Source organism: Streptomyces sp. NBC_00080, assembly GCF_045041255.1.
GTDB lineage: Bacteria > Actinomycetota > Actinomycetes > Streptomycetales > Streptomycetaceae > Streptomyces > Streptomyces coriariae.
Map to the genome: position 1 here is coordinate 9,685,305 of NZ_CP108235.1, position 17,713 is coordinate 9,703,017.

A 17,713-nucleotide genomic window follows, 5' to 3' on the forward strand; every position below is an offset into this window, starting at 1 on the left:
CGCCCGGCACGGGTCCCTCACCAGGTGACAGGGAATTCCAGCAGCCCCTGCGTGGTGTCGCCCGGCTTGAAGGGGATCTCCGCCACGGGGACGGCCGGCCGCAGCGCGGGCAGCCGCGCGAACAGGCTGCCCAGAGCGATCTCCAGTTCCGCGCGGGCCAGATTCTGGCCCAGACACTGGTGGATGCCGAAGCCGAACCCCAGATGATGGCGGGCGGGACGCTGCCAGTCGAGGGCGTCGGGCGCGTCGTACACCGACGCGTCGCGGTTGATCACCGACAGCGCGAAGAGGACGCCCTCACCGGCCCGGACCGTGACACCGGCGACCTCGAGGTCCTCCAGCGCCACACGTGCCAGTCCGTCCGAGATCGACAGCATCCGCATCAGCTCCTCGACAGCCGCCGGCCACAGCGCCGCGTCGGCCAGCAGCTCGGCCAGCCGCTCGGGGTGGGCGAGCAGGGTGAGCGTGCCCAGGGAGATCATCCCGGCCGTCGTCTCATGGCCCGCGACGAGCATGAGCAGGGCCAGCGAGACGAGTTCGGCCCGCTCCGCGGTGCCCGCGCGCAGCCGGTCGCGGACGAGGCTGTCCAGCAGGCCCTCGCCGGGCGCGCTCTGCCGCTCCATGCGGTCGATGAGATCGCCGAGATACCCGTCCAGCCGGTCGCGGGCGTCCCGCGCGTCGGCGCCCGTGGGGCCGCTCAGCATCCTGTGGCATTGCGCCGTGAAGAACGCGTGGTCGGCGTAGGGCACGCCGAGCAGGCCGCAGATCATCGTCAGCGACACGGGCAGAGCGAAGGAGGAGACCAGATCGGCGGGCGGACCCTGCGCGATCATCGCGTCCAACAGTGTGTCCACGGTCCGCTGGATACGTGCCCGTTGTGCGCTCACACTCCTGAGGGAGAACGACGGGATCATCATCCGCCGCTGCACATGGTGTTCGGGGTCGTCGGCGCCGAACAGAGCGGGGCTGCGGTCGCGCTGGACGGCCGCGAGGCGGGCCGACACCTGGGGGAAGCCGGGGCTGCGGCGGTCCGAGGACAGCCGCTGGTCGGCCAGCAGCGCACGGGCCGCGCCGTGGCCGGTGACCAGCCAGACCTCGCGGCCGTCATAGAGGGTGACGCGGGACAGGGCCGGTCCGTCCCGCAGGGCGGCGTAGGCGGCGGGCAGTTCGTAGGGGCAGCCGCGGTCCTGAGGGAAGGCGAGAGGTGCGAGCGCCCGGGTGGTGCCGGTCGGTTCCGTCATCGGACACCTCCGAGGAGACCCCGGCCCGCGGGCCGGGGGAGGAATCGGACTTCTGCGGAGCAGGACAGCAGGCGGCGGCCCGCCGCCGCGGGGCCGCGGGGACCGGCCTTCACGCGGGAGACACCGCGCTCCCGGCGGACCGCGGCCCGGGCGGCTGCCCTCCGGCGCCGCCGGGCGCTGTGGGGACGTCCCCGCCGGGCCCGCCCCCGGCTGCCTGGCCCGCCCCCTCCACCCCGCCCTCGGCCCCGCTCTGCCGGCCGGCGCTCTGATCGGCGGCCTGGTCGTCCAGGCTGACCCGGCGGCTGCGGACCCGCAGCCCGTCCTGCGCGCGCACCAGGACGTCCTCGCAGACACAGGTCTGGTGCACCCGGGAGGCGCCCCCGATCCGGGTGGCGTAGATGACGGTGTACGCGCGCACGTCCAGGGCCCCGTCCGGGCGTTCGTCGATGACGAACATGCCGGTGACGTGCCGGCGGCGCTCCCCGGCGGCCGCGATCGCGGCCGCCGCCGCACGGGCGCCGCTCTCCAGGGCCGCGCGGCCGCGCATCGGCTCCGGGCGCGTCGGCAGGTGGAAGAGGGCGTCCTCGGTGAAGGTGGCCGCCCACCCCGGCGCGTCACCGCTGTCCAGGCGCTGCATCTGACGGGCGTAGAACCCCGACACCTCCGGGTACAGCGCCGTGTCCGGTGGGGGAGCCGCGTCGGGTCCGGTCGGCCAGGTCAAGGGGGATCTCCGTTCACTGCGCGACGCGCGGCGTGCCGTACCGCTGTCGATGCCGGGCCCGTACAGGGGGAAGTGCCGCCACGCTTGCACAGCACGCCTGTGACTCGATCGAGAGCCCGTGGAGTACGGACGGCGCCCGCCTCGCCCCGCACCGCCCGGCTCCTGTCCGCTGCCTTCCACCGGGCCCCGCCCTCGGCCGCCGCCCACACCGGTCGGTCCGGCGTCCCGTACGACGACCCTCGCCCGCGCCGGTCACCGCCGACGACGCGGACACGGCTCACGACAGCGTCCCGGGCAGCCGGAGGCGGGCACGGCCGCGTACCAGGGGCGCGGCGTATTCGAATCCCGCCGCAACCCTGCTCGGCAACGGCTGGAACCGCGCTCACGGCACGAGCGGGACACGAGTTCCCGGTGCTGGACTTGAGCCGCCTCTTCACCTTTTTTCCGGCACGCATCACAGGAGGACACATCATCATGGTCGCCCGACGCCGTGTGCTCGGCGCAGGACTCGCCATCGGCGGCACGGGATTCACCGGGGTATCCCTTCTGCCGGTCATCAACGCACGCGACGCCTCCGCGGCGGCGTCGCAGCCGGCCGCGGCACCCGTAGTGACGCCGTTCAGCCGGCCCATGCCCCTGGTCCCCGTGCTCTCACCCGTGTCCACCAGCGGCGGCGTGGACCGCTACGAGGTCACCATGCGCGCGGTGAGCAAGGAGATACTCCCCGGTCTGACGACCGACCTGCTGACGTTCGACGGACACTTTCCCGGCCCCACCATCAAGGCCCGCCGGGGCCGCCCCGTCGTCATCCGCCAGCGCAACGAGACCGCGGTGGACACCTCCGTCCACCTGCACGGCGCCTCGGTGCCGCAGAACAGCGACGGCGGCCCCATGGACGTCATCGCGCCGGGCGCCGAACGCGTCTACACCTACCCCAACAGGCAGCGGTCCGCCTCGCTCTGGTACCACGACCACGCCCACCACGTGGAGTCCGAGAACGTCTACCGCGGCCTGCACGGCAGCTATCTGCTCAGCGACGCCGACGAGGCCGCTCTGCCGCTGCCCAAGGACGACTACGACGTGCTGATCGGCATCCGGGACGCGCACTTCGACACCACGACCGGCCAGCTCGTCTACACCATGAGCGACCGGGCCCGCAGCACCATCTTGGTCAACGGCGCGCCCTACCCCTACTTCGAGGTCGCCGCCCGCAAATACCGGCTGCGCTTTGCCAACACCTCCAACCAGCGCTTCGTCGAGCTGGGCCTGGAAGACGGCAGCGACATGATCCAGATCGCCTCGGACGGGGGACTGCTGCCCGAGCCGCACACCACCAAGACCGTCTACCTCTCCTCGGGCGAACGCGCCGACGTCGTCATCGACTTCGCGCGCTACCCGGTCGGCACGAAGATCGTCCTGAAGAACATCGCGGGCTTCGGCCCGGTCGAGGAAGTCGGCCAGGTGATGCGCTTCGACGTGGTGCGCACGGCGGACGACCCCAGCTCCGTACCCTCCACGCTGCGCACCCTGCCGCCGCTGCCCCAGCCCACCGCCGAGCGCACGGTGGTGCTCAGGATGGACGAGGACGGACGCGTCGACCCGAAGGGGTACATCGACGAGAAGCTCTACGACCCCGAGCGCGTCGACGCCCGCATCCGCTTCGGGGCCAGCGAGATCTGGACGGTCACCAACGCCAACACCAAGGCCTCGCACAACTTCCATCTGCACCTGGTGCAGTTCCGGGTCCTGGAACGGGCCGGAGCGGCACCCGGGCCCGCCGAGTCGGGCCTGAAGGACACCGTCGTACTCAAACCGGGAGAGACGGTCAAACTGCAGATGACCTTCGACAGGTACCGGGGCACCTACGTGTATCACTGCCACATGCTCGACCACTCGGCCATGGGCATGATGGCGACGATGAAGATCTGCTGACCGCGGGCGCCCACAACTGCCCATGGAGAAACGCGAGTCGAGCAGGGAGAGCGAGGGTGGCCACCACAGCCGGTGAGGCGACGGGCGGCGCGCACCAGCAGCGCGCACAGCGCCGCGACAGGCGCCGCGCCCTGGTACCGCTGCTGCTCGCGATGCTCCTCTCCCAGCTCGACAACATGATCGTGGGCACCGCGATGCCCACCGTCGCCGGCGACCTCGGCGGCGTGCGGCACCTGACCTGGGTGGTCACCGCCTACACCCTCGCCACGGCCGCCGTCACGCCGCTCTGGGGCAAACTCGGCGACCTGCACGGACGCAAAGGTGCCTTCCTCGGCGCGACCGCCGTCTTCCTCGCCGGCTCCGCGCTGTGCGGCCTGGCCCAGGACATGGGCCAGCTGATCGCGTTCAGGGCCCTCCAGGGCATCGGCGCCGGCGGCCTGATGGCCGGTGCCGTCGCGATCGTGGGCGAGCTCGTACCCCCGCGCGAACAGGGCCGCTACCAGGGCCTGCTCGCCGCCACCATGGGGGCCGCCATGACCGGCGGCCCGCTCGTCGGCGGCACGGTCACCGACCATCTCGGCTGGCGCTGGGCGTTCTACCTCAACCTGCCGGTCGGCGCGCTCGCCCTGGCCCTGACATCGGCGCTGCGGCTGCCCCGACGACGCTCCCCGGCGCGCATCGACTACCCGAGCGCGGTGCTCCTGATGGCCGGCATCACCGCGGTCGTCCTGCTCACCACCCGGGCAGGCGCCCCGCACACCGGGAACCCGTCCGCCCTCGTCGCGCCGGCCGCAGGCGGCGCCCTGTGCCTGGCCGCCTTCGCCGTCCGCCAGCGCAGGACCGCCGCGCCGATCGTGCCGCCGCACATCTTCCGCAGCCGCAACTACGCGCTGATGTCGGTGATCGCGTTCCTGACCGGCTTCGTACTGTTCGGCGCCGTGCTCTTCCTGCCCCTCTACCAGCAGGCCGTACAGGGCGCCTCCGCGACCGGCTCCGGACTGCTGCTGCTTCCGATGCTGGTCGCGATGACCGCGGTCGGCGCGTTCGCGGGCCGGGTCGTCACCGGCAGCGGACGCTACAGAATCCTTCCCGTCGCGGGCGGCGCACTGCTCCTCGCCGGGATGGTCTTGCTCTCGCAGATGGACACCGCCACCTCCCGGCCGCAGTCCGCGCTGTGCATGATGGTCCTCGGCGCCGGCCTGGGCTGCCTGGTCCAGATCGTGACGCTGATCGCGCAGAACAGCGTCGACAGCAAGGACATCGGGGCCGCCTCGGCCACGGTCGCCCTCTTCCGCATGCTCGGCAGCTCGGTCGGCGTCGCCCTCATGGGAGCCCTGTTCAACAGCCGCGTCCTGGACGTGATGGCCGAGCGTGCCCCCGGCCGTCCCGCCCTCGACCACGCCCGGCTGGACGCGGCAAGCCTGTCCGCGCTGCCGGCACCGGTGCGCGAGGCCTACCGGCACGCCACCGCCGCCGGCACCCACGCCGCGTTCCTCGCCGCCGCCGTCGCCGGCGCGGCCGTCCTCGTCGCGGGGCTCCTCATCAAGGAGACCGCGCTGAGCCGGACCGTGTCCCTGTCCGGCGGACCGACCCCCGCGGCCGCCCCGCCCGACGGCGGGTGAGCACGGCACGCCGACCACGACCCGGCCGGGGACACGGCTTCGCACGCGGTACCCGTATACGTCCGTCCAGAAAGGGGCAGTCAGTGCCCGGCTCCTGCCGCGCGGTGTGCGCGGACCACGGTGGTGTGCGCGGCGCGGACCGGACACGCGGTGCGCCCGCTCCCGGCGGCCCGTGGCGGATCCGGCGAGGAACCCCGGGGCCGGGGCCCCCGGCCGCGGACCACGCTCCGGGCCCCTTCGCGGCCGGTGTCCCGGCGCTGCCGGGCGCTCTTCCCGCCGCTGCGCGCCGCCGCGTCACGGACCGCGCGGCAGCTGCCGCGCCGGGCCCGTTCCCCGGCGTCCGGCGGGCCGGCCTCGCCCGGCGGCGGCGCACGGCCGCCCCGCACGCTCCCCCGTCCCGCGCCGGCCCGCCCACCGGGCATCCAGGCCGCCCAACACGGCGGACGGCACCCGAAGGCAGCGGGTCCACCGGGCAGGCCCGGCCACCCGCACACCACCTGGTGCCGTCATGGCGTCACCCCCCACCACTCGGAGGTACGAATCATGAAGAAACCCGCGTCGCTCTCCGTCTGCCCGCCGCCCTCCACGTCCACCTCACGGCTCGGGCCGGGACCGGCCGGCGGCCGCCCGGCTCCGGCAGCGTCCACCGCGTCGGGGGCGGGGACCACGCCGCCGCGGCAGGCTCCGGACCGCCCGGACGGCGATCCGCCCTCGCCTGTCCCGCGCCGCGGGAATCCCCTTCCTGCCCGGCCCGAAGGCCGGAGCATCCCCGGAGGACCCCGGTGACTGCCGCCGTCCACGGCCCCGCGGGCGCCTGCCCGCCGCCTGACGATCCGAAGGCCGAATCCTGGCGGAGCAGGCCCGCCGCCCACCAGCCCGACTGGCCCGACCCCGCCGCCCTGCGCGCCGCGGTCGACGCGCTCACGGCCCGGCCGCCGCTGGTCGCGGCCCGCGAGTGCGACCTGCTGCGCGAGCGGCTGGCGGCCGTCGCCCGGGGCGAGGCCTTCCTGCTCCAGGGCGGCGACTGCGCGGAGACCTTCGACGCGCTCACCGCCGACCAGCTTGACGGCAAACTGCGCACGCTCGGCCGGATGGCCACGGCGCTCACGTCCGCGACCCGCCTGCGCGTCGTCACCGTCGGCCGCATCGCCGGCCAGTACGCCAAACCACGCTCCAGCCCGACCGAGACCCGCGGCGCCCTGACCCTGCCCGCCTACCGCGGCGACGCCGTCAACGACCGGCGCTTCACCGCCGAGGCCCGCACACCGGACGCCCGACGGCTCACCCGCGTCTACGACGCCTCCGCCGCCACCCTGAACTACCTGCGCACCCGTACGGCCGGGCACCCCGATGACCCGCCCGGGCAGCTCTTCACCAGCCACGAGGCACTGCTCCTGGAGTACGAGGACGCCCTCACCCGCTTCGACGCCCGCACCGCAGGCCGCTACGCCACCTCCGCGCACATGGTCTGGATCGGCGAGAGAACCCGCCGCCCCGACGGCGCCCATGTGGAGTTCGCCAGCCGCATCCGAAACCCCGTCGGCGTCAAACTCGGCCCGGGCAGCACCGCCGACGAGGCCCTCGCGCTCGCCGACCGCCTTGACCCCCGGCGCGAACCCGGCCGCCTCACCTTCATCGTACGGATGGGCGCCACGGCCGTCCGCGACGTACTGCCGCCCCTGGTGGAGAAGGTGACGGCAGGCGGCGCCCCGGTGGTGTGGGTGTGCGACCCCATGCACGGCAACACCGTGCAGGGCCCCAGCGGCCACAAGACCCGCCACTTCGAGACGATCATGGACGAGGTCAGCGGCTTCTTCGAGGTGCACCGCGCGCTCGGCACCCACCCCGGCGGCGTGCACCTCGAACTCACCGGCGCCCCCGTCACCGAGTGCGCGGGCGGCACCCTGGCCCCTGTGGCCGCCACCGACGTGGGCCTGCGCTACGAGAGCGCCTGCGACCCGCGGCTCAACCACGGCCAGTCGGTGGAACTGGCCCACCGGGTGGCCCACCTGATGACCGAACCGATGACCCACCGATGACCGAACGACGACTCGCCGGCGACGACCGGGCGGAACACGTCCATGCGCGGCCGGGCCCTTCCGCCACCCCGGGCCCGTCCGGGCCGCGCGCCGCCCGGCCCGGGAACCGTGCACTGCCCGGGCCGGCCACGGGCACCGCGCCCCGCACCGCCCCGCCCCGCACCGGTCCGGTGCGGTGTGCGGCCCGGGACGGAGAACCACGCACTCCCCAGGCCGGGTATCACGCACCGCCCGGGCCCGGCCGGGGTGCTGACCGCCCCGCCGCCGCGACAGGGGCCCGCCCCCGCCCGGCGGGCGGTCGCGTCCTCGACGCCCGCCGGAGTCCTCCTCAAAAATCCCTCGACGTCCGCTCGAACCCCGCCCCGAAACGGGCGCCGCCCGCCAACGCCGCCCGGCGCCCGCGCGCGGCGCCGGACAGGCCCGTCCCACCAGGCACATCGCCCCTGCACACCGCCGGCGGCACGCCGTCCCTGCCGCGCACACCACGGCACCGACCCCACCGGGCGGCCCCGCCGGCCGGCCGGACAGACCCTGCCGTGACGCCGGCCGCGCACCGCATGATGCAACCACAACACACAAGGGGGAAAGCCGACTTGAGTCTGGACGCACGCGCCGTCGACGCAGACGGCCACGGCCACGCCGTCGTGATCGGCTCGAGCCTCGCCGGGCTCACCGCGGCGCGGGCCCTGGCCAATTTCATGGACCGGGTCACCGTCATCGAACGCGACCGGCTGCCCCGCGGCCCCGCACGCCGCCGCGGCATGCCCCAGGCACGGCACCCGCACAGCCTCACCACCACCGCCCAGCACGGCTTGGAGCAACTGTTCCCCGGCATCGGCCGCGACCTCACCCGCGCCGGAGCGGTCCGCGTCCGCATGCCCCAGGACATGCTGCTGCTCGGCCCCGCCGGCTGGCTGCCCCGGTTCGACTCGGGCCTGTCGATGCTGAGCGCCGGCCGCGACCTGACCGACTCGGTGATACGCGACCGGCTGCGCGCCGACCCCAAGGTGGCCTTCCTGCCCGCACACGAGGTCGTCGCCCTGCGGGAAGGCGCCAACGACACCGTCACCGGCGTATGGGCCCGCGGCCGCGACCGGCAGGCGCCCGACGGCTGGGCGCCCCGGCGCCTGATAGCCGCCGACTTCGTCGTGGACGCCTCCGGGCGCGGCTCGTCCGCCCCTCGGTGGCTGGCCGAACTCGGCTACCAGCCGCCCCCGCAGTCGGTGACCGCCGCCCGCACCGTCCACACCACCGCCATGTTCGCCCCGCCCGTCGGCCATGTCGCCGACTTCAAGAGCCTGTTGCTCATGCCCTCGGCCGGCAACCCGCGCCAGGGCATGCTCAACCCCGTCGAAGGCGGCCGCTGGTCGGTGTCGCTCACCTCCGGCGACGGCACACCCCCGCCCACCGACCACGAGGGTCTGCTGCGCGCCGCGGCCGCCCTGCCCCACCCACTGCTGCGCGACCTCCTCGAGGCCGCCACCCCGCTCGGCCCGCTCTACAGCCACGGCCCCGGCGAGCACCACTGGCGCCACTACGAGAAACTGCGCCGCTGGCCCGATCAGTTCCTCGTCGTCGGCGACGCCCTCGCCACCCTCGACCCGGCCCACGGCCACGGCATGACACTCGCCGTGCAGTGCGCCCTCGTCCTCCACGACCTGCTGGCCGGCCACGGAACAGCCGTCGGCCTCGGCTACCGGCTGCGCCAGGCACTCGCCCACCGGGTCACCCCCGCCTGGCAGGCCGGCCTCCGCGGCCTGCACGCGGCGCAGGCGGCCCAGGGAGGGCCGACCGCACTGCGCGCCCGGCTCGGCAGCCGGTACGCGGCCCGGCTGGCGGCCGCCGCAACCACCGACCGGCACGCGGCGACACTGCTGCTCCACCAGCACCAGGCGGCCGCTCCGCCCGCCGCCGTGCTGCGCCCCCGCCTGCTGCGGGCCGCGTGGCGTCCCGCGAGCGGCCTGGCCCCGGCGGGACCGCCCAGCCTCACCCACGGCCCCGAAGCGCGAAGGCGCCGCCCCGCCGCGCCGGACGTACCGGCCGCCGGGCCCGCCGCCGCCCGGCCGCGGCCCACGGGGGCGCCGGCGCCCTGGCCGGCCGCGGCACCCGCCGGTGACCAGCGGAGGCCCTGAACTTCTCTGCCCCACCCGCGTGTTCGAGCCGTACGGCGGAATCGGCCCCATCGCGCACGGGAGCGGCCCGGACCTACGCTGCGCCATATGACAGGAGTGGATCAACCAGCCGCCGAACAAACCCACTTGGGGAGACAGCTCTACTCGATCCCCGGCAACACACCTGAAAACCAGGGCCCGTTGTCCCCGCCATACCCACCAAAACACCCGCCCGGCTCCCAACTCCCGCCGCAGCAAGCCCGGTACAGACTCGAATCTCACTTGAGCGTGGTTGTTCGCCCACCTCAGGCATCGATAGCGTTCGATCCGCTCCAGGGCACGGGCCCGCTTGCGCCGCGGCAGGCCGCCCCCACCCCCGACCGCTCACCGGCCGGGCGGGGTGTGCCTGTGACGGCCGAGCGGCGACGGGAGGGTGCGCGGGTATGAGCACGATCGAGGAGGCTCCGCCGAGCGGGCGCGACGAAGCGTCCAAGGGCGAGCGCATCGCCGACTGGGCCGACGGACGGCTGGGGATCTACAACTTCGGATTCCTGGCCCGCAAGGTCTTCCCCGAACACTGGTCGTTCATGTTCGGCGAGATCGCGCTCTACAGCTTCATCATCCTCGTCCTCACCGGCACCTGGCTCACCCTGTTCTTCGATCCGAGCATGACCGAGACCGTGTACCACGGCTCGTACGTCCCGCTCCAGGGCATCCCGATGTCGAAGGCCTACGCCTCCACGGTCGACATCAGCTTCGAGATACGCGGCGGCCTGTTCATCCGCCAGCTGCACCACTGGTCGGCCCTGACCATGATCGGAGCACTGTGCCTGCACACCCTGCGCCACTTCCTCACCGGCTCGTTCCGCAAGCCGCGCGAGGTCAACTGGCTGATCGGCTTCGTGATCCTCGTCCTGGTCATCCTGGAAGGCTTCCTCGGCTACTCACTGCCCGACGACCTGCTCTCCGGCACCGGACTGCGCATCGCCGAAGGCGTCACCCTCGCGATCCCCGTGGTCGGCACCTACGCGACCATGTTCCTCTTCGGCGGCGAATACCCCGGCCAGGACGTCATCCCGAGGTTCTACAGCCTCCACATCCTGCTGATCCCCGGCATCATGCTGGCCCTGACCGTCATCCACCTGATCCTGGTCTTCTACCACAAGCACACCCAGTTCCGGGGCCCCGGCCGCACCGAGAACAACGTCGTCGGCCAGCCCCTGATGCCCCACTACACGGCCAAGGCTGGCGGCTTCTTCTTCCTGGTCTCCGGCGTCCTCGCCCTGACGGCGGGCATCGCCCAGATCAACCCCATCTGGTCCTTCGGCCCCTACCGTTCCGACCAGATCTCCCAGGGCTCCCAGCCCGACTGGTACATGGGCTTCCTCGAAGGCGCCCTGCGCGCCTTCCCCGCCTGGGAATGGAACACCCCCGGCGGCTACACCATCAACTTCGGCGTCCTGATACCGGCTGTCATCCTGCCCACCCTCATGATGCTCGTCCTCGCCCTGTGGCCCTTCCTCGAAGCCTGGGTCACCGGCGACAAGGACGAACACCACCTCCTGGACCGGCCCCGCGACCACCCCACCCGCACTGCCTTCGGCTGCGCCTTCGTCGCGCTGTACATGGTGCTGCTGTTCGGCGGCGCCAACGACGTCCTCGCCGAACGCTTCCACCTCTCCCTCAACCAGATCACCTACGCGGTACGGATCGGGTTCTTCCTCGTCCCGGTCCTGACCTACGTCATCACCAGGCGGATCTGCCTCGGCCTCCAGCTGCGCGACCGCGACAAGCTCCTGCACGGCCGCGAGACCGGAAAGATCAGAAGGCTGCCGCACGGCGAGTTCGTCGAGGTCCACGAACCCCTCGACGCGGGACAGCGGTACGCCCTGCTCGCCCGCGAGATCCGCGAGACGGCCCCCCCGCCCGCGGCCGAACACGACGGTGTGCCCAACCCCCGGGCCCGCAAGGAGATGCTGCGCCAGCGACTCAGCCGCTGGCTGTACGGCGGCCAGGTCCCCCACCCGACCCCGCAGGAGCTGCGGCAGGCCCACGCCCACCTCGACCACACCCCCGACGGGCACGCCTCACCGAACGGACATCTGGACACCGCCCGCACCGGCGCCCTCCAGCCGGGACGCGAACCGGACAGGGAACGGCACTGACCCGGCGGCGCGGGTGCGAAGAGAACACGCCACCCGCGCCGCCGCCACGCCGCCCCGCGGAGCACACTCCCTTTTCCGGCCGTCCGGCACGAAGGCCGGAGCGTGAACGGAGGCCCGATGAGCCGAACCCCCTGGCACCGGCACGGCCCCCGCCCCGCGTCCATCACCCAGGCCCGCACCGGCCTGACCCAGGACGTCCGCGCCCGCCAGCGCCGCTACCTCGCCGCCATGCTCGTACGCAGCGCCTGCGTGGTCGTCATGGCCGCCACCTGGAACCGCTGGCCCGCCCTCGCGCTGTGCGCGCTGGCCGGCGCGTTCCTCATCCCCTACGTCGCCGTGGTCGCCGCCCAGGCGGGCTGGCGCCAGCAGCGGGGCGACCGCCCCGCCCTGACCCCGGTCCCCGAGGAGCCCGCCGCCGCCCGCGTTCCCCTGGAACCCACCCTGATCCTGCCGCCGGAACACCACACCGCCGCCTGACCGGCCACCCGCCGCACACCTGCACTCCCGGCGGACCGCCCGGCAGGCCCGCAGCGGCGAACGAGCCCCCGCCCTCCAGCCCAGCCCTCCCGGGTGACCGGTGATCGCCGTCCGCGGCCACGCACCACCCCGCCTCCCGCCCGGGCCGCCCCGCCCCGTCCGCACACCCGGCGAAGAGCGAAGAAGGCCCGCCATGACGAGCGTCTCCGTGCCCGTTGCCGACGCCGGTTCGATCCGGCAGACCCGCGCCGGCATGCTCGCCCTCGCCGAACGGCGACTGCGGCACCTCCTCGCACAGCAGCAGACCGACCAGTGCGCCACCGGCCCCCGGCCCGCCCGCGGCGCCGACGGCACGCGGCTGGGACCGGTGTTCTGCGTGAGCGGATTCCTGGCCGCGGGCGGCAACCCCGGCGACCCGGTCGCCATCGACACCTGCGCCGCCCTCGCACTCCTGTACCTGCCCGACCGCATTCCCGGCGAGCCGGCCCGCGCCCACGCCGACCGGCTGGCCGCACGGCTGCCCGCCGCCGCCCGGACCCTGTGGAACGACCTGCGCGCCGAACCGGCCACCGGCCGCCACCCGCACGCCCCGGCCGCCGCCGAGGGCGCCCCCGGCTCCGCCCCCTCGCCCCGGCCCGCCGCGCACGAGAGCGGCCGCCGCACGATCCACCGACCCCTGCTCCTGGGAGCCCTGCTCGCCGGCCGCCCCGACCTGAGCGCCCCCTTCGACAGCTACGGCCCGGCCCTGGAGGAGGCCCTCCAGCTCCGCGACGACCTCCTCGCCGGTTTCGGCCCCGCCACCGAGGACACCGACGGCCCGGCCGCGCCCCGCCACAGCCCGGCCGGCGCGAAGGCCACCGCCGAACGCAGGATCGCCGGCCTGGTCGACAGGGCCTGCGCCGCGCTGGCCACCCCGGCCCTCGGCCGGCCCTGGCGCCAGGAGTTCACCCGCCTCGCCACCGAACTGGCCTACCGCAGCCGCTGACATCGCCCTGCTGTCCAGGACCTGCCCGGTGAGCCGGCAGGGTCCCCTTGCCTGCCTCCCAGGCCGGCGCCATGGATAACGGGCTCGGTCACGAGGAGAGCGCCTTCATCACCTTTCGACGCTACGGCTCGGATGCGAAGGAGCACGGGTTCCGAGCGGGAGGCGGATCTGCGGCGGGAAGTGTTCGGCCGCCTGGCCGCGGCCCATGGCATCCACCACCTCAGCGAGCTCGGTGATGAAGCCATCCATAACTGGCACGCGTGCACGACTCCACGAGTTCGTGCTCATCGACCGCTCGGCCGGGCGGACCACTCTCATCGTCGCCGCCGTCGACTGAGCCGACCACCGGGGTCCCGACGGCCGTCCCGTCCGCAGGCCGGCACCGCAACAGGCCTGCCCGCCCCCGGCTGTTTCCCGGGACGGCAGGCCCCTTGTCCGCGTTCGGGGCAACGACCCGCCCGGCCACCCCACCTGGCCACCCGCCGCCTGCGGACGAGGGCCGCTACAGCCGTACTCGAGGCCGCCCGCCCGCAACACCGCCGATCCGGCCGATCAGCCCGCGCTTTGTGCCATCCGCGGGGGAGCGGGCCTTATGGGGCGGGCCGGGGTGACTGCACCTGGACGGCAAGCACCGTGGGGGAGGGACTGTTCGTGCCGACGATCAATGTGGCGGTGCTGCCGGCGGTCATCATCGTGGTGCGGCTCGGCCGTCGCACCCAGGCCCGCAGCCGCAACGACGAGAAGCCGACGGTGCTCATCGTCCTGGCGCTGTCCTGGCGTTCGGAGTGGTCGTCGCCCCGACCGCGTTCGGACAGGGCGTACTGGACGGGGTGAGCCGGCTCGCCCCAGGGGTCGGCGAGGCAGGCCGCTGACCTCCGCGAGCGCGGTGCGGGCGAGGAAAGCCTCCGGGACACGGCCGGAGCAGGGAGGACCGGGCCCCCGCGCACCGCCGTGCACGAGGGCCCGGGAGCACACCGCCGGTACCCGTAGCCCTCGTCCCGGCGGGTGCTCGCTCGCGGCTCATGACGAACCGCGCCCCGGGTAATCCGAGACAGCCGGCGCGACGGATTGCCTCTGTCTTCCAACAGCCGCCCGGCGCCCGCAGACACCCGCCCGGCAGTCCCCTCGGGTACCGACCACGGCCACCGTCAGCAACACCTGCCACAGGCGCGCGCTCGGTACGCCACACGGCGGCCGCCGGGCCACCGGCACGGCCCGCCTCTCGACCGGGACCCGAGTCCCCTCGGGCACTGTGCACAACCGCACCCGGATCCCAGGAACGGAGGTCAGGAACATGGAAGGGTCCGCACGCGACACGCCGTACGGCCTGCCGCGGTACCCCACGGCCGCCGAACGGGCGACAGCGATCGTCGTCCGGCGCTGTGTCCTGCCCGTGTGGCGGTCCCTGAAGGCCTACGGCCTGATGTGCCTGGGGCTGGTGGGCCACGACGAGGCACCCGGGCCCGACAAGACGCCCGCGCAGGCCCGGCCGCCCGCCCGCAGGGAACCGGGGCTCGCGGCCAGGCACGGCCCGCTGCCCGCTTACGCCGGGCCGCCCCCGGGCCACCCCGAGCGGCTGCGGCCCGACATGCCGCTCACCGAGGCGGAGCGCGCACTGGCACGCCAGCTGTCGGGCCCCCTCACCGGCAACGACCCCACGCCGGGCTGACGGCACCCACGCCGTCGCCCGGGCCCCGGACAACACATTGCCTCCCGGGCAGCCAGAGGGAGGCCGCCCCTGCGCCCGGGACACTCTGGCGACCTGCTGCTGCACGACCCGAAAACGAAACGTCGGCGTCTTCGACCAGCTGTACCGCATCCTGCTCTTCGGGCTGAAGGCGTTCGGCGGACCCGACAGGTCACGAGCCCCCGGCCCGTACCGCCCACCGCCTCTACCGGCTTCGCCCCTACCGGCCGCCAAGCCGGCGCCAACTCGCCGTTCAGCGCCGGCCAAGCCCTCCGGTCGATGCTCTTGCGTACGCGCATCGAGCAGACGTTCCATATCGACACCTGGGGGATCCATGTCCGGCACAGCTGATACAGAACGCCTGTACGCGGCCGTGGAGGAAGCGGCCGGGCTGCTGGACATAGCCTGCCCGCCCGAGAGGATGCGGCCGCTGCTGACCGCGTTCCAGGACGTGCTCGCCGACCCAGTCGTCTTCAACACGGTGACCAAGGGGCCGGATCGCTGACCTCTCCTTCGACTTCACCGTGCCCGCGAGCGCCGGCGACCCGTACGAGATCGCCCTGGCGCACGGCCTCGCCGAAGAGACCGACCACCCGATCCGCACCCTCTTCCGCGACCTCGGGGCGCGATTTCCCGTGCAGGGCTACGGCGTCGACTACGGAGGCACCGGCGGCTTCAACAAGACCTACGCCTTCTTCCCGCTGGGCGACCTGCAGACACGGGCGCGTCCGGCATCCGTGAAGACGTCCGGCTCCCACCGGGCTGCGACCGAGGTGACGCGCACAGCGCCCTCCCGGTCTGCACGAGGCCCCTGTCGGTGCAGTAACCGCAGCCGTGGCGCACCTGCCGGGAGCGTGGCTGCCCGACTCGGCACCGCACCCCGGTTCTTCGGGCGGCCCCGGCCGGGCCAGCGGCGCGAGAACAGGCCAGGACGCGGCCGGGCGTGTACCGGGCCCTCGCGCACCGCCGTGCACGAGGGCCCGGGAGCCCACCGCCGGTACCCGTATCCCTCGTCCCGGCGGGTGCTCGCGCGCGGCTCATGACGAACCCGCGCCCTGGGTAATCCGCAGCGGCAGACGAGACGGATTGCTCCCTGTCTTCGGCTTCCTCGGGTAGCGCGTCCCGCACCGGGTGCAGCGGCCCGGCGGCGGCTACGGACACCCGCGGCAGCCCCCGAAGGGAGAGGGGCCGCCGGTATCGTGGACAGCACTGCGACGGGACGCGCGAGCGGTGAGGCGACGGCATCGAATGCTGGATCAAGCCGACGGGGAGGAGCGCCCCGCTGACGAGTTCTTTGCCGGCGCGACCCGCGAGATATCCGGCAACACCTTCCACGCGTCCGCGGCGATCCAGCAGGGCGACCGGGGCATCCAGGTCAACGTGTTCCCCGACGCGCCCGAAGACGCCCGCAACCGGGAGCGCTGGCTCGCCCAGTACCTGGCGGCCGCCGCCGAGACGTCGAAGGAGCACCCCTATCCCGCGATGCTGCCCAGCGCCGGTCCGTCGCTGGACGACGTCTACGTCCGCCAGCGTCTGGGCAGCCTGGCGCAGGACGGGTTCCCCGTCGAGGGCGACGCGATCGACCGGATCCTGGGCAGCACCCAGATGTGTACGGTTCTCGCGGGGGCAGGCGGTGGAAAGTCCAGTCTCCTGCGCACCCTCCTGGCAGTCGGCGTGGACCGCTGGCGGCAGGACCCCGACCAGGGCGTGGTCCCGGTACTCGTCCCCGCTGCGGCGCTGGACGGCCAGCCGCTCGACACGGCCCTTGCCGGCGTAGTGCGGTCAGGACTCAAGGGCCTGGTCGAAACCCTGCCCCCGGCCCTGTTCCTGGAACCGCCGACGCCACGCGCCTGCTGGCTGGTGCTGGTGGACGAACTCGACGAGATAGCGGACCCCATCAGACGGTGGAGGGTCCTACGGCATCTGCGCTCGGTCGAAGAGAACCCCGACCGCCCGCACTACCGTTTCGTCATCGCCACGCGGCCCCTGCCCGAGAGCGAGCTGGACCTGCTCGGCGCGGCTGTCGGCAGCTACGAGCTGGAGCGCTTCCAGCTCGCGGAGCTTGCGGACGTGGCCCGCCGCTGGTTCGCGGCCTACGGGCTCGGTGACCCGGACCGGCTGGCGCAGCTGTTCGTAGGCGACCTCGAGCGGTCACACCTGGCAGGCCTGGCGCGCATCCCCCTCATGGCGTCGCTGCTGTGCCAGCTGTACGCGGCGACCCCGGGCCAGCCCCTGCCGGCCGTCCGCGGCGCGATCTACGCCGAGTTCGCAAGGATGCTCCACAAACGGCAGTACAACCCGGCTGAGCCCGGCAACCCTCGCACTGTGCACCGAGTTCCGGCGTTACGGAGACGAGGCCGTCGCCTGTGCCGAACGCACCCTGGGCCGGCTGCCGCAGCTCATCGACTTCCTCGCGGCCGAGCGGCGCAAGGGCAACTACGGCTCGGCGCACGGCAGATGAGCAGCTGGCCGAATCACGCCGTACGCAGGCGCGGCGCCACCCTCATGAAGGCCGCGCAGGGGCGGGGGCCCCGCCCCTGCGAGCGGGCGGCCACGTCCGGGCCGTCGACCGGCGGCCTGGTCCGCTCCCGCCGGGCGATCGTCGCCGCCCGGGGCCGCAACGCCATCCCCTCGGACGGCGGCGGCACAGGCAAGAGCGACGGCAACGACTGACGGATCGGGAGCCCTGACGCCCACATCAACAGACTGCGGGAGCAACTCCTAGAGATCTGC

At 73.8% G+C, this 17,713-nt stretch carries 14 protein-coding genes; 12 read left to right on the forward strand and 2 right to left on the reverse strand.

The genetic code is table 11. The features are described 5' to 3' along the window. Positions 1 to 17: 17 nt before the first annotated feature. A complete protein-coding gene (locus OHU34_RS43260) occupies positions 18 to 1,241 on the reverse strand; it encodes a cytochrome P450 (protein WP_142270676.1) in 1,224 nt (407 codons plus the stop codon). A gap of 109 nt (positions 1,242 to 1,350) precedes the next feature. Next, on the reverse strand, positions 1,351 to 1,962 hold the full coding sequence (locus OHU34_RS43265) for a nuclear transport factor 2 family protein (RefSeq protein ID WP_268827263.1): 612 nt from the start codon (positions 1,960 to 1,962) through the stop codon (positions 1,351 to 1,353). Between the two features lie 474 nt (positions 1,963 to 2,436). On the opposite strand from OHU34_RS43265, the gene OHU34_RS43270 reads away from it, so the two are divergent. The 12 genes from OHU34_RS43270 (at position 2,437) to OHU34_RS43325 (ending at position 17,653) form a co-directional block, all read left to right on the forward strand. Continuing rightward, entirely contained in the window at positions 2,437 to 3,894 is a 1,458-nt protein-coding gene (locus tag OHU34_RS43270; RefSeq protein ID WP_142270675.1) for a multicopper oxidase family protein, read from the forward strand. Positions 3,895 to 3,950: 56 nt separating this feature from the next. Continuing rightward, a complete protein-coding gene (locus OHU34_RS43275; protein ID WP_405764014.1) occupies positions 3,951 to 5,516 on the forward strand; it encodes an MDR family MFS transporter in 1,566 nt (521 codons plus the stop codon). Between the two features lie 782 nt (positions 5,517 to 6,298). After that, on the forward strand, positions 6,299 to 7,555 hold the full coding sequence (locus OHU34_RS43280) for a 3-deoxy-7-phosphoheptulonate synthase class II (RefSeq protein WP_405764012.1): 1,257 nt from the start codon (positions 6,299 to 6,301) through the stop codon (positions 7,553 to 7,555). A 593-nt stretch (positions 7,556 to 8,148) separates the two neighbouring features. Continuing rightward, the gene (locus tag OHU34_RS43285; protein ID WP_160160089.1) at positions 8,149 to 9,687 is read left to right on the forward strand and encodes an NAD(P)/FAD-dependent oxidoreductase; all 1,539 of its coding nucleotides are present in this window, start codon (positions 8,149 to 8,151) and stop codon (positions 9,685 to 9,687) included. Positions 9,688 to 10,109: 422 nt separating this feature from the next. Further along, positions 10,110 to 11,831, forward strand: a complete 1,722-nt coding sequence (locus OHU34_RS43290) for a cytochrome bc complex cytochrome b subunit (RefSeq protein ID WP_142270672.1) — start codon at positions 10,110 to 10,112, stop codon at positions 11,829 to 11,831. A 117-nt stretch (positions 11,832 to 11,948) separates the two neighbouring features. Beyond that, entirely contained in the window at positions 11,949 to 12,308 is a 360-nt protein-coding gene (locus tag OHU34_RS43295; RefSeq protein WP_142270671.1) for a DUF3099 domain-containing protein, read from the forward strand. A gap of 193 nt (positions 12,309 to 12,501) precedes the next feature. Next, positions 12,502 to 13,293: a hypothetical protein gene (locus OHU34_RS43300; protein WP_405764009.1), complete on the forward strand. Its 792-nt coding sequence runs from the start codon at positions 12,502 to 12,504 to the stop codon at positions 13,291 to 13,293. A 651-nt stretch (positions 13,294 to 13,944) separates the two neighbouring features. Beyond that, the gene (locus OHU34_RS43305; RefSeq protein WP_327488632.1) at positions 13,945 to 14,127 is read left to right on the forward strand and encodes a hypothetical protein; all 183 of its coding nucleotides are present in this window, start codon (positions 13,945 to 13,947) and stop codon (positions 14,125 to 14,127) included. 460 nt (positions 14,128 to 14,587) lie between these two features. Then, positions 14,588 to 14,962 (forward strand): DUF6059 family protein, encoded by a 375-nt coding sequence (locus OHU34_RS43310; protein WP_142270669.1) that lies wholly within the window; start codon positions 14,588 to 14,590, stop codon positions 14,960 to 14,962. A 352-nt stretch (positions 14,963 to 15,314) separates the two neighbouring features. Beyond that, positions 15,315 to 15,485 carry a hypothetical protein gene (locus OHU34_RS43315; RefSeq protein ID WP_160160088.1) on the forward strand — a complete coding sequence of 57 codons (171 nt, stop codon included), beginning with the start codon at positions 15,315 to 15,317 and terminating at the stop codon, positions 15,483 to 15,485. After that, positions 15,478 to 16,023 carry an aromatic prenyltransferase gene (locus OHU34_RS43320; protein ID WP_405772089.1) on the forward strand — a complete coding sequence of 182 codons (546 nt, stop codon included), beginning with the start codon at positions 15,478 to 15,480 and terminating at the stop codon, positions 16,021 to 16,023. The genes OHU34_RS43315 and OHU34_RS43320 overlap by 8 nt, the downstream gene beginning before the upstream one ends. Before the next feature lie 205 nt (positions 16,024 to 16,228). Continuing rightward, positions 16,229 to 17,653: an NACHT domain-containing protein gene (locus OHU34_RS43325; RefSeq protein WP_405764006.1), complete on the forward strand. Its 1,425-nt coding sequence runs from the start codon at positions 16,229 to 16,231 to the stop codon at positions 17,651 to 17,653. Positions 17,654 to 17,713 lie beyond the last annotated feature (60 nt).

Coding starts and splice junctions, on each gene's coding strand:
- OHU34_RS43260 (WP_142270676.1), bottom strand. CDS start 1,241: ATGACGGAACCGACCGGCACCACCCGGGCGCTCGCACCTCTCGCCTTC.
- OHU34_RS43270 (WP_142270675.1), top strand. CDS start 2,437: ATGGTCGCCCGACGCCGTGTGCTCGGCGCAGGACTCGCCATCGGCGGC.
- OHU34_RS43290 (WP_142270672.1), top strand. CDS start 10,110: ATGAGCACGATCGAGGAGGCTCCGCCGAGCGGGCGCGACGAAGCGTCC.
- OHU34_RS43295 (WP_142270671.1), top strand. CDS start 11,949: ATGAGCCGAACCCCCTGGCACCGGCACGGCCCCCGCCCCGCGTCCATC.
- OHU34_RS43300 (WP_405764009.1), top strand. CDS start 12,502: ATGACGAGCGTCTCCGTGCCCGTTGCCGACGCCGGTTCGATCCGGCAG.
- OHU34_RS43310 (WP_142270669.1), top strand. CDS start 14,588: ATGGAAGGGTCCGCACGCGACACGCCGTACGGCCTGCCGCGGTACCCC.
- OHU34_RS43315 (WP_160160088.1), top strand. CDS start 15,315: ATGTCCGGCACAGCTGATACAGAACGCCTGTACGCGGCCGTGGAGGAA.
- OHU34_RS43325 (WP_405764006.1), top strand. CDS start 16,229: ATGCTGGATCAAGCCGACGGGGAGGAGCGCCCCGCTGACGAGTTCTTT.